Below are 13,433 nucleotides of genomic sequence, written 5' to 3'. Positions count from 1 at the left end.
GTCACGGAGTGGTCGTGGGCGGCTTGCGTTCCCCGGTCGACGAGGTCGTCTGGAAGTCCTGGGTGCCGATGACGCGCAGCAGTTCGAGCTTCTCGGCGGCGTCGGTGCCTTCGAGGGGGAAGAAGGCGAGGAGGTTGAGGTCGGCGTCGGGGGTGAGCATGACTTCGCAGCGCAGCTCGATCGTCCCCACCTCGGGGTGAACGGTGCGCTTGAGGTCGGTGCGGCGGACGCCGACCTCGTGCCGCTGCCACAGTTCGCGGAACTCGTCACTGGCCTCGATCAGATCGTTCACCAGGGCAGTGACGTCGGCGTCGCCACCACGTCGGGAGTACGTGGCGCGCAGGTCGGCGACGTGTACGGCGGCCAGACGTGCCCAGTCTTCTTCGGGCACGTTGGAGCGCCCCGCCGGGTCGGTGAACATGCGCCAGATCATGTTGCTGTCGCGGCCGGGTGCGGTCTCCCCGTAGCCCAGCAGAGCAGTGAGCAGGGCGTTCTTCCACACGATCTCGCCGAGGTCGGTGTAGATGCAGACGGGCACATCGTCGAGCCGGCTGGCGAGGGCAAGGAGCCCTGGGCGTATGTGCCGACCGGCTCGGCGGGGAGGCGCCGAGTATCCGGCGAGGTGGAGCAGGTGGTCCCGTTCGTCCAGATCACATCGCAGCGCCCGTGCCAGAGCGGCGACGACGGTTTCCGACGGGGCCGACCCGCGCTCCTGCTCGAGCCGGGCGTAGTGGTCCGTGGAGATGCCGGCCAGCTGCGCGACCTCTTCCCGCCGCAGACCCGGCGTCCGGCGGCGAGCACCAGCGGGCAGGCCGACATCGGCCGGGCGCAGGCGCTCCCGCCTGCGACGGAGGAAGTCCGCGAGCCCGTGCCGATCGATCATGTCTCCACTATCGCCCCCGTCAGACGGGATAGCCAGGGAGGACCTCTCCGTGGATACACCGAGCCTGGTCGGCGCACGCGCAGCCGGAGAGGCTGATGGCATGACCGATGCACCTTCCGCGACACTCCACACCCGCCACCTCGGCCGCAGCGGCCCGGCCGTCTCCTCACCCGGTCTGGGTTGCATGGGCATGTCGGGCGCCTACGGGCACACTGATGACGACGAGAGCGTCCGCACCATCCACGCCTACCTCGATGCCGGCGGCACGCTGCTCGACACCGGGGACTTCTACGCTGCCGGCCACAACGAGCTCCTCGTCGGGCGTGCCCTGCGCGAGCGCAGTCGTGACGACGCCGTGCTCTCGGTGAAGTTCGGCGAGCTGCTCACCCCAGCCGGGATGCCGACCGGGATCAAGGACGCCCGCCCCGCGGCGGTGCGCAACTTCCTGACCTACTCGCTGCGGCGCCTGGGCACGGACCATGTCGACATCTACCGTCCCGCCCGGCTCGACCCCCAGGTGCCGATCGAGGACACGATCGGTGCGATCAGCGAGTTGGTCGAGCAGGGATACGTCCGGCACATCGGTCTGAGCGAGGTCGGCTCCGACACCATTCGCCGGGCCAGGGCCGTCGCGCCGATCAGTGACCTGCAAATCGAGTACTCGCTGCTCAGCAGGGAAATCGAGGACGGCACCCTCTCGGTCTGCCGCGAAGTCGGTATCGGCATCACCGCGTACGGAGTCCTGGCCAAGGGCCTCATCGGAGGTAGCGGCGCGGCCGGGGGCGCCCTGCCGATGATGCCGCGGTTCCGGCCCGGCAACCGCGAGCACAACGAAGCGCTGGTGTCCGCCCTGGGGGAGATCGCCGACGCGAAGCACGCCACGCTTGCGCAGGTGGCCATCGCCTGGGTCGCCGCCCAGGGCGACGACATCGTCCCGATCATCGGGTCGCGGCGACCCGGGCAGATCGAGACCATGATCGCCAGCACCGGCGTCACGCTCGACCGTGAGGACCTGGCCCGCATCGACGAGCTCATCCCGAAGGGGGCCGCCAAGGGCGCCCGCTACCCCGAACAGCACATGCCGGATCGCGGCGGCGAAGGCTAGACCGATCGGGCGCGGATGCGTCGAACCCGCTGCCGGTCATCGGCGAGGGCAGGTGGGCGGCGTCGCCGACAAGGCACACCCGCCCGGAGGCGAGTCGGTGCGGCAGATACTCGCCGATCGGCGTGCCGATCACCGCTCGCCGGCGGATGCAGTCGACGATGGCTTCCCGCCACGGGCTGGGCCAGATTTCGGCTGCCTCGTCGGCAAGTTCGTCGAAGGTCGCGGGCGAAGATCCGGGCAACCCCGGACTGGCCGCGCTGGTCGGCGAGCTGGCTGTCCGCAGCGAGACGTTCCGACGGCTCTGGGCCGAGCATCACGTCTTCGAGAAGACCACCGGGATCAACCTCGTGCGGCATCCCGACGTCGGTGACATCGACCTCTCCTACGTCGCCTGGACGACACCGGGTGCTGCCCCGGACCAGATGCTGGTCACCTACATGGCCGAGCCAGGATCGACATCCGCGGAAGCCCTGCGGATCCTCGGGTCGATGGCTGTCTCGGACCCGGCATGACCCGCGCAATGTGTGGTGGGGGCCGTCGGGTGCACATCGCCGTGCCGGACATGGCCGGACAGGATAAGAACGGCCCTTGACCGGCGTTTCCGCTGGTCAAGGGCCGTTCGTGCACCTCAAGTGAGGGCGCCCTCGGCAGGATTCGAACCTGCGACACCTGCCTCCGGAGGGCAGTGCTCTATCCACTGAGCTACGAGGGCCCATCGCCTTGTGACCTCAGCAGCTTAGCGCATGGCCTCGCCGGGGTATCGCGCCGGGTCCGGCTGCAGGGACGGCAGCTGCCGGACGCCGAACTCCCGGCGCAGCACCGCCCTGGCCGCGTGGTATCCGGCCATTCCGTGCACGCTCGGGCCGGGCGGTGTGGAGGCCGAGCACAGGTACACCCCGGGCAGCGGCGTGCCGTACGGGTCGGCGCGCAGCGCCGGGCGCGCCAGCATCTGCGGCAGCGTGATGGCCCCGGCCGCGATGTCGCCGCCGACGTAGTTCGGGTTGTAGTCCTCCAGTTCGGCGGCGGGCACGGAGCGGCAGGCCAGGACGGTGTCGCCGAAGCCCGGCGCGAACTGCTCGATCCGGGCCTGGATGCGCTTCCGGGCGTCGGCGCGGTCGCCGTTGGGCACGTGGCAGTACGCCCACACCGGCCGCCTGCCCCGGTGCGCGCGGCCGGGGTCGGCCGCCGCCGGGTCCACGAGCAGCACGAACGGCTCGTCCGGCCGTTCGCCGCGGGTGACGGCGGTCTCGTGGGCGAACACGTCGGCCTGCTCGTCGCCGAGGTGCACGGTCGCCGCCGCGGCCACGTCCGGATCGGCCCACGGGATCGGCTCCGACACGAGGAAGTCCACCTTGGCCGCACCCGGGCCGTACCGGAACGCCCGCAAGCGCTTGCGGTAGCGCTCGGGCAGCAGCGGGCCCGCGAGGTCGAGGAACACCCGGGGGCTGACGTTGAGCAGCACCACCTTCGCCTCGGCCAGTTCTCGGAGGTCACGCACGGGCGAGGCGGTGTGCACCACGCCGCCGTGGGCTTCGATGTCGGCGGCGAGCGCGTCGGCGATGCTCTGGCCACCGCCCCGGGGCAGCGGCCAGCCCGTCCGATGGGCCAGGTGCCCCAGCAGCATGGCGATGGCGCCGCCGGGCAGGCTCGGCAGCCGGCCGATGGCGTGCGCCGCGACCCCCGCGAGCAGCGCCGCGGCGGTCGGCTCGCGGAACAGCCTGCCTGCGCCCGCCGCGGTGCCGTAGGCCAGCACCCTGGGGCCCAGTGCGAGCGCGGCCGGCGGGTCCACGGGCAGGTGCCGCTGGTCGGACAGCACCAGGTCGGTGACGGCCTCGCTGTGCCGGATGAGCGGTGCCATCAGCCTGCGCCAGCGCGGGCCATCGCGGCCAAGCCGCTCGCACGTGCGGTCGAGGTCGGGGTAGGCGATCCCGGCAGGAGCCTCCGTCAGCGGGTGCGCGAACGCGGCCTGCGACCGCAGCATCTCCACGCCCCGGCCACCGAGGTCGAACTCCCGGAAGAACCGCGACGCAGCGGCCATCGGATGCACGGCCGAGCAGAGGTCGTGCACCACGTCGCTGTCGAAGAGCGCGGCCGACCGGAGCCCGCCACCCACGGTGTCGCCCGCCTCGAACAGCTGCACCGACAGGCCCGCACGGGCGAGGATCACCCCGGCGGCCAGCCCGTTGGGTCCGGTTCCGACGATCGCCGCGTCCACGGCCCCGACGGTACGCGCCGTTTGCCCGTTCGCGGGGCGGGTATGTCCGCAGTACAGTCTCGTGCGATCTGTCAGGTAAGCCTCACCTGTATTGCATACATGCGCATGTCGCTATATGTTGCGGGTGAAGGCGACAGGGAAGGCGAAACGCATGGGTCACGGGCACGGGCACGGCCACGTCGGCATGGCCGAGTCCGCGAGCGCGTCGGGCCGGCACGTCGGCAAGCTGGCCGCCGCGCTCGCCATCGGCGCGGCGTTCATGGTGCTGGAGTTCACCGTCGGGTTCGTCACCGGCTCCCTGGCCCTGATCTCCGACGCCGCGCACATGTTCACCGACGTGCTCGGCATCGGCATGGCCCTCGTCGCGGTCCTCGTCGCCCGGCGCAGCGGGCCCACCTTTACGCGCACGTTCGGGATGTACCGCGCGGAGGTGCTCGCCGCGCTCGGCAACGTGCTCCTGCTCTTCGGCGTCGCCGCCTACGTCGGCTACGAGGCGGTGGCCCGGATCACCGACCCGCCCGAGGTGCCCGGCGGGCCGGTGATGCTCGCGGCCGGGGCGGGCCTGCTTGCCAACATCGCGGCGTTCCTGCTGCTGCGCGGGGGCGCGAAGGAAAGCCTCAACGTCCGGGGCGCCTACCTCGAGGTGCTGGCCGACCTGATCGGCTCGTTCGGGGTGCTCGTCAGCGGCGCCGTCACCCTGCTCACCGGCTGGCGATACGCCGACCCCATCGTCGGTGTCGCCATCGCCCTGTTCGTGCTGCCCCGCACGGTCGCGCTGGCCCGCCGCACGCTGCGCATCCTGTTCCAGCACGCACCGCACGGCGTCGACGTCGCCAAGCTGAACGCCGAACTGGCCGGGTTGCCCGGCGTGGAGGACGTGCACGACCTGCACGTCTGGACGCTCACCTCCGGCATGGAGGTCGCCTCGGCGCACCTGACCGTCGGCAGGCATGCCGACACCGGGGACGTGCTGGTGGCCGCCCAGAACCTGCTGGCCACCGGCTACTCGATCAACCACGCCACGCTGCAGGTCGAGCCGAGGGAGACGGCCCGCCGCTGCGAGGAACTGTCCTGGTGACCCCGACGCGCCGGGCGGCTCAGGGGAACGGCAGCGGCTGCGCGTCGCGCCTGGCGAGCATCTGGCGCATCAGGTCCATCTCGGCGCCCTGCGAGCGGAGCATGCTGTCGGCCAGCGTGCGCACCGCCCCGTTGGACGAGTGGTCGTAGGCGTACTGCGCCATGTCCGTGCCGCCCTGGTGGTGGCGCAGCATCAACTGCAGGAAGTACACGTCGAGCCGCTTGCCCGACAGCGAGCGCAGCTTCGACATCTCCTCGCTCGTGGCCATCCCGGGCATCGGCGCGGTGCTCGACGCCTCACCGGAGGTCTGCGGCATCGCATGGTCGTGGCCGTGCCCCTGCGGCATCCACGTCATGTAGTCGCCGATCGCCTCCTCGGGCTGGCCCCAGAGCATGAGCCAGCCCTTCATCCGGCCCACCTGCTCCAGCTGGGTGCTGCCGATGTCGAACGCGAGCTGCACCACGGCCGGGTCCGCGCTGTGGTCGCGCGCCCAGTTGGCCATCGTCACGGCTTGCAGGTGATGCACCGACATGTCCTGCGCGAAGCCGACCTCCACCGAGCCCGCGGCGGGCGGCGGCGTTGGCTGCTCGTCGGTGGCCCTGGTGAGCACCATGCCGAGCGTGGCGCCCACCAGCAGCACCGCGAGCGCGGCGGCTCCGAAGATCACGTACCGGGACCAGGCGGGCCGCTGGTCGCTGACCTCCTCCTCGGTGCCCTCCTGGTCCGGTTCCGCGGGCTCGGCCGAGGCCATCGATCAGCCTCCGGACTGCCCGGGCTGCTGGCCGCCGCTGCCCATGTTCTCCTCGGCGGCGCCCTCCGAACCCTGGTAGTCCATCGGCTTGGCGTCGGGGCCGGGCTTGTTCGGGTTGAACGGCGGCGGGTTGTCCGGGTCGAACCGGCCGGGGCCGAGCGCGTCGCAGCTCGCGCCCACCTCGGGGTAGGTGTTGGGGTTGCGCTTCAGCGCGGCGATGAACTGGTCGATGCGCTCGTCCTCGACACTGTCGACCTTGAGCTGGTGGCCCCACGACTGCAGCGAGACCGCGGAGTCGAGGCCGGGGTAGGGCGACATCATCATGAACGGCTTGCCTTCGGCCCTCAGCTTCAGCGTCTCGAGGTCCTCGCCCTTGACCCGGTCCGGGTTGTAGGCGATCCAGACGGCGCCGTGCTCGAGTGAGTGCACCATGTTCTCGCTGCGGACGCCCTGCGGGTAGACGACGCCGTTGCACGCCGCCCAGAACCCGTCGTGGGGGCCGCCGAACGGCGGGGACTGGTCGTAGGCCACCCGCTCGGTGGGCAGCACGTGCGCGCCACCCTCGTAGCCCTTGGTGACGACGCCCTCGATGTCCTTGGAGGGGTCCGGGTTCTGCTGGGACGGCGTGAACGCCGCCGCGGACTCCTCGCGCTCGCGCTGCGCCCGGTTGTCGCTGGAGGCGACGTAGTAGTAGCCGAACACACCTGCCGCGAGCAGGACGATGGCGACGACCGCGATGATCGTGCCCCACGGGGTGTGCTTCTGCGCGACCACCGATCCGCGGGCCGCCTTGACGGCACTCTTCTTCGGGGTGCCCTTTTTCCTCGTGCCGCTGGCCATGGCTCCTGCGTCTCGTCCGGGTGACCCTGTCGACCGCCCAGTGTAGGGAGGTGGCTGTAAGCGGCGCGTAGTACCTCCAGTCGCCGTCGATGGTCACGACCCGGCCACATACACTCGCCTGGTGACTCCCGCCGCTCTTGCCGACCTCGTTCGCTCGTCCGCCGTCGCGGTGCTCTCGGCGCGTGGCCTCGACCACAGCGTCCTGCCCGAGAAGGTGACGGTCGAGCGACCCCGCAACCCGGAGCACGGAGACTACGCCACCAACGTGGCGCTGCAGGTGGCGAAGAAGGTGGGCCTCGCCCCGCGCGAGCTGGCGCAGGCCCTCGCGGACGAGATCGCGGGCGCCGAGGGGGTGGCGGGCACGGAGGTCGCCGGGCCCGGCTTCATCAACCTGCGGCTCGCCGCGGACGCCCAGGGCGAGGTGGTGCGGCAGGTGCTGCGCGCGGGCGAGGCCTACGGTCGCGGCGACTCGCTGACCGGCCGCAGGATCAACCTGGAGTTCGTCTCGGCGAACCCCACGGGCCCCATCCATCTCGGCGGCACCCGGTGGGCCGCGGTCGGCGACGCGCTGGGCAGGGTGCTGTCCTCCCAGGGCGCCGAGGTCACCCGCGAGTACTACATCAATGACGCCGGGGCGCAGATCGACCGCTTCGCCGAGTCGCTGATCGCCGCCGCCGAGGGCAAGCCGACGCCGGAGAACGGCTACGCGGGCGCCTATGTCAAGGACATCGCCGCCGAGGTGCTGCGCCGCGAGCCGAGCGCGCTGTCGCTGCCGGAACAGCAGCGGCACGCGACGTTCCGCGGCATCGGAGTCGAGCTGATGCTGGCCGAGATCAAGCAGAGCATGCACGAGTTCGGCACCGACTTCGACGTGTACTTCTCGGAGAAGTCGCTGCACGACTCGGGCGCCGTCACCGACGTCGTCACCTCGCTGAAGGAGTCGGGCAGCCTCTACCCCGCCGACGACGCGTGGTGGCTGCGCTCCACCGAGCACGGTGACGACAAGGACCGCGTCGTGGTCAAGAGCGACGGCGCCGCCGCCTACATCGCGGGCGACCTCGCCTACCTGCGCGACAAGATCAGCCGCGGCTTCGACCTGTGCATCTACATGCTGGGCGCCGACCACCACGGCTACATCGCCAGGCTCAAGGCCGCCGCGGCGGCGATGGGACACAGCCCGGACGTGGTCGAGGTGCTGATCGGCCAGATGGTGAACCTGGTCAGCGGCGGCAAGCCGGTGAAGATGAGCAAGCGGGCGGGCACCGTGGTGACGATCGAGGACCTCGTCGAGGCCGTCGGCGTCGACGCGGCCCGGTACGAGCTCTGCCGGTACTCGGTCGACTCGATCATCGACATCGATCTCGACCTGCTGCGCAAGCACACCAACGAGAACCCGGTGTACTACGTGCAGTACGCCCACGCCCGGCTCGCCTCGCTGCAGCGCAACGCGGCCGAGCTGGGCCTGCGGACGCAGGACGACGCGGATCTCGGCCTGCTCACGCACCCCCGCGAGGGGGACCTGATCCGCACGATCGGGGAGTTCCCGACCGTGCTGAGGAGGGCGGCCGAGCTGCGCGAACCGCACCGCGTCGCCCGTTACCTCGAGTCGCTCGCGTCGGCGTACCACAAGTTCTACGACGTGGCGCGAGTGCTTCCGCAGGGTGACGAGGAGGCGACCCCGCTCACCTACGCTCGCCTGGCGCTGTGCGAGGCCGCCCGCCAGGTGTTCGCCAACGGACTGTCCCTGCTCGGGGTCTCCGCCCCGGACCGGATGTAGGAAGTCTTCAACGATGTGCGCTCACCCCGCGGGGCCCCGGCACGCCGAGGTCTACCCGCACGCCGATCAGGCCGGTTTCCCTCCGTCCACGTCGGACGAACTCGACCGCCTCTACCCGAAGGTCTGGCCACGCAACACCTACCGCGCCCCGGACGGCGTCGTGCGCATCGCGGGCGTGGACGTCCGGGAGCTGGCCGAGACCTACGGCACGCCGCTGTTCGTGGTGGACGAGGCCGACTTCAAGTCGCGCTGCGCCGAGTACGCCGAGGCGTTCGACGATCCGGCGCTCGTGCACTACGCGTCGAAGGCGTTCCTGAGCACCGAGATCGCCCGCTGGGTCGCGGCGCAGGGGCTGAGCCTCGACGTGTGCAGCGGCGGCGAGCTGCTGATCGCCCAGCGCGCCGGCTTCCCCGCCGAGCGGATCACCTTCCACGGCAACAACAAGTCGCTGGAGGAGCTGGAGGCCGCCGTCGAGGCCGGTGTGGGCACGGTGGTGCTCGACTCGTTCTACGAGATCGCCCGGCTCGCCGACGTGGCCGCCCGGCACGGCGTGGTGCAGCAGGTGCTCGTGCGCGTCACCGTCGGTGTCGAGGCGCACACCCACGAGTTCATCGCCACCGCGCACGAGGACCAGAAGTTCGGCTTCTCCCTGGCCTCCGGCGACGCGGCCGAGGCCGTGCGCAGGGTGCTCAACTCCTCGTCGCTGCGCCTGGTGGGCCTGCACAGCCACATCGGCTCGCAGATCTTCGACGCCGACGGCTTCGAGGTCGCCGCCCGCAGGGTCATCGGGCTGATCGCCGAGCTGCACAAGGAGCACGGCTCCGAGCTGCTCGAGCAACTGTCCATCGTGGACCTCGGTGGCGGGTTCGGCATCGCCTACACCGACCGGGACAACCCGCCGCCGCCCGCGCAGATGGTCACGCAGATCCGCGACATCGTGCGCAAGGAATGCGAGTTCGCCGACCTTCCGGTGCCGCGGATCGCCGGGGAGCCGGGCAGGGCCATCGCGGGTCCCGGCACGGTCACCCTGTACGAGGTGGGCACCATCAAGGACGTCGCGCTCGGCGACGACGCCACCCGGCGCTACGTCAGCGTCGACGGCGGCATGAGCGACAACATCCGCACCGCTCTCTACGACGCGGCCTACGACGTGCGCCTGGTGTCGCGGGCCAGCGACGACGGCCAGCCCCGTCCGGTGAGCGCCGTGCTGTCCCGCGTGGTGGGAAAGCACTGTGAGTCCGGCGACATCGTCGTCCGGGACAGCTGGCTGCCCGACACCCTGGCACCCGGCGACCTGCTCGCGGTCGCGGCGACCGGCGCGTACTGCTACTCGATGGCCAGCAACTACAACCGGCAGCCGAAGCCCGCCGTGGTCGCCGTGCGCAACGGCAACCACCGGCTGCTGCTGCGCAGGGAGACGAACGAGGACATGCTGCGCTTGGAGGTGTCGTGAGCGACAATCCCAGCCCCGTGCGGGTCGCGCTGCTCGGCTGCGGCACGGTCGGCGGCGAGGCCACGCGCATGCTGCTCGGCGAGGCCGACGAGCTGGCGGCCCGGATCGGCGCCCCCGTCGAGCTGGCCGGCATCGCGGTGCGCCGCCCCGACAAGCACCCCGAGCTCCCGCAGCACCTGCTCACCGCCGACGCCGGATCGCTCGTCGAGTCCGATGTGGACGTGGTGGTGGAGCTGATCGGCGGCATCGAACCCGTGCGCGGCTGGCTGCTCACCGCACTGCGCAAGGGAAAGTCGGTCGTCACCGGCAACAAGGCGCTGCTCTCGGAGTACGCCGCCGAGCTGGCGGAGGCGGCCAACACCTCCGGTGCCGACCTCTACTACGAGGCCGCCGTGGCCGGTGCGATCCCGCTACTGCGCCCGTTGCGCGAGTCGCTGGCGGGCGACCGCATCACACGCGTGATGGGAATCGTCAACGGCACGACCAACTTCATTCTGTCCGCAATGGACTCCACGGGTGCCGGTTATGCGGAGACGCTCGACGAGGCCACGCGGCTCGGCTACGCGGAGGCCGACCCGACCGCCGACGTCGACGGCTACGACGCCGCGTCCAAGGCCGCCATCCTCGCGTCGCTGGCCTTTCACAGCAGGGTCACCGCCGCCGACGTGCACCGGGAGGGCATCGCGGGCATCAGTGCCTCCGACATCCAGGCCGCCAAGCTGCTCAACCGCACGGTGAAGCTGCTGGCGATCTGCGAGCGGGTGACCGCCGACGACGGCACCGAGTCGGTGTCGGCGCGCGTGCACCCGGTGATGATCCCGCGCAGCCACCAGCTCGCCGGGGTGCACGGGGCGTTCAACGCCGTCTACGTCGAGGCCGACGCGGCGGGCGAGCTGATGTTCTACGGCCAGGGCGCGGGCGGCGCGCCCACCGCGAGCGCGGTGCTCGGCGACCTGGTGGCGGCGGCCCGCAACCGCGTCGCGGGCGGGCGGGGGCCGCGCGAGTCGGCGCACGCCGCGCTGCCGGTGCGCCCGATGGGGCAGACGCCGACGCGCTACCACATCAGCCTCGACGTCGCCGACCGTCCCGGCGTGCTCGCGCAGGTGGCGCAGGTGTTCGCCGAGCACGGCGTGAGCATCGCGGCGGTCCGCCAGCGCGACCGGCACTCGACGGCGAGCCTCGTCATCGTGACCCACCTGGCCGCCGACGCCGCGCTGCAGTCCACCGTGGACGAGATCGGCAAGCTCGACGTCGTCCGCGAGGTCGTGAGCGTCATGCGCGTGGAGGGCGAGGACACGTGAGCGGCACCCAGCCGGGCTGGCCCGGCATCATCCACGCCTACTCGGCGCGCATTCCCATCCCGCCGGGCGCCGAGGTGGTGACCCTCGGCGAGGGCAACACGCCGTTGCTGCGGGCGCCGCACCTGTCCGAGCTCACCGGCAGCACCGTGTACCTCAAGGTCGAGGGCGCGAACCCGACCGGCTCCTTCAAGGACAGGGGGATGGCCGTCGCCATCACCCACGCGCTGGCCAGCGGGCTGCGGGCGGTGATCTGCGCGTCCACCGGCAACACGTCGGCCTCGGCGTCGGCCTACGCCGCCCGCGCGGGCCTGACCAGCGCCGTGCTGGTGCCGCAGGGCAAGATCGCGCTCGGCAAGATGGCCCAGGCCGTGCTGCACGGTGCCCGCATCCTCCAGGTCGACGGCAACTTCGACGACTGCCTCGAACTGGCGCGCAAGACCGCGGCCGACTACCCGGTGACGCTGGTCAACTCGGTCAACCCGGTGCGGCTCGTCGGCCAGCGCAGCGCCGCCTGGGAGATCTGCGACGTGCTGGGCGAGGCGCCTGACATCCACTGCCTTCCGGTGGGCAACGCGGGCAACATCACCGCCTACTGGGCGGGCTACACCGAGTACGCTGCCGACGGTGTGGTGAAGAACACTCCCCGCATGTTCGGCTTCCAGGCCGCGGGGGCCGCTCCGCTCGTGCACGGCGAGCCGGTGAAGACGCCGGAGACCATCGCGACCGCGATCCGCATCGGCAGCCCCGCGTCCTGGCAGACGGCGGTCGAGGCCCGCAACGCCAGTGGCGGCCTTTTCGACGCCGTCACCGACGAGCAGATCCTGCACGCCTACCGGCTGCTCGCCCGCAAGGAGGGCGTGTTCGTCGAGCCCGCCTCCGCCACCAGCGTGGCCGGGTTGCTGCTCACCGCCGCCGACGGGCGCATCCCGCAGGGCTCCACGGTCGTGTGCACCGTGACCGGACACGGGCTGAAGGACCCGGCCACGGCGCTGGAGGGCAACGTCGAGGTGGAGCCCCTCGCGGTGGACCCGAGGGCGGTGGCCGCGGCCCTGGAGCTGTCGTGACGAACACGCGGACGGCACCGGCATCGCGTGAGCGCGCCAAGAAGAGAGTGCTGTCATGAGGCTCCGGATCACCGTGCCCGCGTCCACGGCGAACCTCGGGCCCGGCTTCGACGCCTTCGGCATGGCGCTCGGTCTGCACGACGTGGTCGAGGCGCACCTCGTCGACACGGGGCTCAAGGTCGAGGTGGTCGACGCGGGCGCGGGCGACATGGCCGACGTGCCCACCGACGAGACCCACCTCGTGGTGCGCGCGCTGCGCCGCACCTGCGAGCACCTCGGGACGGAGCTGCCCGGGCTGCACCTGCGCTGTCACAACGCCATCCCGCACGCGCGGGGGCTCGGCTCCTCCGCTGCGGCCGTCGTCGCCGGGATCTCGGCGGGTTACGCCTTCGCGGGCAAGGCCGTCGACGACGCCGCTCTGCAACTGGCCGCCGGCTTCGAGGGACACGCCGACAACGCCGCGGCGAGCCTCTACGGCGGGTTCGTCATCGCCTGGCGGGCAGGCGAGCGGTTCCACGCGGAGCGGCTGCGCCCGCACGAGGCGATCCGGCCCGTCGTCGCGGTGCCGGAGGCGCGGTCGTCGACCGGCGAGACGCGTGGCCTGCTGCCCGCTCAGGTGCCGCACGCCGACGCCGCGTTCACGGCGGGCAGGGCCGCGCTCGCGGTGCACGCGCTCACCGCGCGTCCCGACCTGTTGCTCGCGGCCACCGACGACCGGCTGCACCAGGGTTACCGCGCGCCCGCCTACCCGGCGAGCCTGCGGCTGGTGCAGGCGCTGCGCGAGCACGGCGTGGCGGCGGCGATCTCCGGTGCGGGGCCCACGGTGCTGGCACTGACGACGACGGGAATACTTCCGGGGGACGTCGCTGTTGAAGGGTTCGACGTCTTCGAACTGCCCGTCGCCCACAGCGGCGTGCAGGTAGCGGCCGGGTAACGACTTCGCGTCGGGAGGACAGTGAGGCACGC

At 71.6% G+C, this 13,433-nt stretch carries 13 protein-coding genes and 1 tRNA gene; 8 read left to right on the top strand and 6 right to left on the bottom strand.

What is annotated here, in order from left to right:
- Position 1 precedes the first annotated feature (1 nt).
- The gene (locus BAY60_RS27300; protein WP_112284203.1) at positions 2-883 is read right to left on the bottom strand and encodes a helix-turn-helix transcriptional regulator; all 882 of its coding nucleotides are present in this window, start codon (positions 881-883) and stop codon (positions 2-4) included.
- A gap of 184 nt (positions 884-1,067) precedes the next feature.
- Between BAY60_RS27300 and BAY60_RS27295 the strand changes: the two genes are divergently transcribed.
- Positions 1,068-1,988: an aldo/keto reductase gene (locus BAY60_RS27295; protein WP_112284201.1), complete on the top strand. Its 921-nt coding sequence runs from the start codon at positions 1,068-1,070 to the stop codon at positions 1,986-1,988.
- Here the strand turns inward: BAY60_RS27295 and BAY60_RS38105 are convergent.
- Complete coding sequence (locus BAY60_RS38105) at positions 1,915-2,067, bottom strand: hypothetical protein (RefSeq protein WP_245992865.1); 153 nt, start codon at positions 2,065-2,067, stop codon at positions 1,915-1,917. The two genes, BAY60_RS27295 and BAY60_RS38105, sit on opposite strands and share 74 nt — an antisense overlap.
- A 79-nt stretch (positions 2,068-2,146) precedes the next feature.
- Here BAY60_RS38105 and BAY60_RS27285 point away from each other — a divergent pair, with 79 nt between their 5' ends.
- Positions 2,147-2,500, top strand: a complete 354-nt coding sequence (locus tag BAY60_RS27285) for an MmyB family transcriptional regulator (protein WP_245992833.1) — start codon at positions 2,147-2,149, stop codon at positions 2,498-2,500.
- A gap of 127 nt (positions 2,501-2,627) precedes the next feature.
- On the opposite strand, the gene BAY60_RS27280 is transcribed toward BAY60_RS27285, so the two are convergent.
- Together BAY60_RS27280 and BAY60_RS27275 are read right to left on the bottom strand one after the other, a co-directional pair.
- Positions 2,628-2,700 (bottom strand) — tRNA-Arg (locus tag BAY60_RS27280).
- A 24-nt stretch (positions 2,701-2,724) separates the two neighbouring features.
- The gene (locus BAY60_RS27275; protein ID WP_245992832.1) at positions 2,725-4,203 is read right to left on the bottom strand and encodes a phytoene desaturase family protein; all 1,479 of its coding nucleotides are present in this window, start codon (positions 4,201-4,203) and stop codon (positions 2,725-2,727) included.
- A 151-nt stretch (positions 4,204-4,354) separates the two neighbouring features.
- On the opposite strand from BAY60_RS27275, the gene BAY60_RS27270 reads away from it, so the two are divergent.
- A complete protein-coding gene (locus BAY60_RS27270) occupies positions 4,355-5,281 on the top strand; it encodes a cation diffusion facilitator family transporter (RefSeq protein ID WP_112284197.1) in 927 nt (308 codons plus the stop codon).
- Positions 5,282-5,300: 19 nt separating this feature from the next.
- Here the strand turns inward: BAY60_RS27270 and BAY60_RS27265 are convergent, their stop codons facing one another.
- A complete protein-coding gene (locus BAY60_RS27265; protein ID WP_112284195.1) occupies positions 5,301-6,032 on the bottom strand; it encodes a DUF305 domain-containing protein in 732 nt (243 codons plus the stop codon).
- Between the two features lie 3 nt (positions 6,033-6,035).
- A complete protein-coding gene (locus BAY60_RS27260) occupies positions 6,036-6,872 on the bottom strand; it encodes a thioredoxin-like domain-containing protein (protein WP_112284193.1) in 837 nt (278 codons plus the stop codon).
- Between the two features lie 121 nt (positions 6,873-6,993).
- Between BAY60_RS27260 and argS the strand changes: the two genes are divergently transcribed.
- Genes argS through thrB form a run of 5 tightly spaced genes read left to right on the top strand, consistent with a single transcriptional unit; the run spans position 6,994 to position 13,401 of the window.
- A complete protein-coding gene (gene argS / locus BAY60_RS27255; protein ID WP_112284191.1) occupies positions 6,994-8,649 on the top strand; it encodes an arginine--tRNA ligase in 1,656 nt (551 codons plus the stop codon).
- 13 nt (positions 8,650-8,662) lie between these two features.
- Positions 8,663-10,102: a diaminopimelate decarboxylase gene (gene lysA / locus BAY60_RS27250; protein ID WP_112284190.1), complete on the top strand. Its 1,440-nt coding sequence runs from the start codon at positions 8,663-8,665 to the stop codon at positions 10,100-10,102.
- Positions 10,099-11,403, top strand: coding sequence for a homoserine dehydrogenase (locus BAY60_RS27245; protein ID WP_112284188.1), 1,305 nt, complete (start codon positions 10,099-10,101; stop codon positions 11,401-11,403). Before lysA ends, BAY60_RS27245 begins: the two co-directional genes overlap by 4 nt.
- The gene (gene thrC, locus BAY60_RS27240) at positions 11,400-12,467 is read left to right on the top strand and encodes a threonine synthase (RefSeq protein ID WP_112284186.1); all 1,068 of its coding nucleotides are present in this window, start codon (positions 11,400-11,402) and stop codon (positions 12,465-12,467) included. The genes BAY60_RS27245 and thrC overlap by 4 nt, the downstream gene beginning before the upstream one ends.
- Positions 12,468-12,522: 55 nt before the next feature.
- Positions 12,523-13,401: a homoserine kinase gene (thrB, locus tag BAY60_RS27235; protein WP_112284185.1), complete on the top strand. Its 879-nt coding sequence runs from the start codon at positions 12,523-12,525 to the stop codon at positions 13,399-13,401.
- Positions 13,402-13,433 lie beyond the last annotated feature (32 nt).

Source organism: Prauserella muralis, assembly GCF_003202285.1.
GTDB lineage: Bacteria > Actinomycetota > Actinomycetes > Mycobacteriales > Pseudonocardiaceae > Prauserella_B > Prauserella_B muralis.
The sequence above is the reverse complement of the archived record's forward strand: the minus strand, read 5'-3'. Positions and strand labels throughout refer to the sequence as shown.

Coding starts and splice junctions, on each gene's coding strand:
- BAY60_RS27300 (WP_112284203.1), bottom strand. CDS start 883: ATGATCGATCGGCACGGGCTCGCGGACTTCCTCCGTCGCAGGCGGGAG.
- BAY60_RS27295 (WP_112284201.1), top strand. CDS start 1,068: ATGGGCATGTCGGGCGCCTACGGGCACACTGATGACGACGAGAGCGTC.
- BAY60_RS27285 (WP_245992833.1), top strand. CDS start 2,147: ATGGCTTCCCGCCACGGGCTGGGCCAGATTTCGGCTGCCTCGTCGGCA.
- BAY60_RS27270 (WP_112284197.1), top strand. CDS start 4,355: ATGGGTCACGGGCACGGGCACGGCCACGTCGGCATGGCCGAGTCCGCG.
- BAY60_RS27265 (WP_112284195.1), bottom strand. CDS start 6,032: ATGGCCTCGGCCGAGCCCGCGGAACCGGACCAGGAGGGCACCGAGGAG.
- BAY60_RS27260 (WP_112284193.1), bottom strand. CDS start 6,872: ATGGCCAGCGGCACGAGGAAAAAGGGCACCCCGAAGAAGAGTGCCGTC.
- lysA (WP_112284190.1), top strand. CDS start 8,663: ATGTGCGCTCACCCCGCGGGGCCCCGGCACGCCGAGGTCTACCCGCAC.
- thrB (WP_112284185.1), top strand. CDS start 12,523: ATGAGGCTCCGGATCACCGTGCCCGCGTCCACGGCGAACCTCGGGCCC.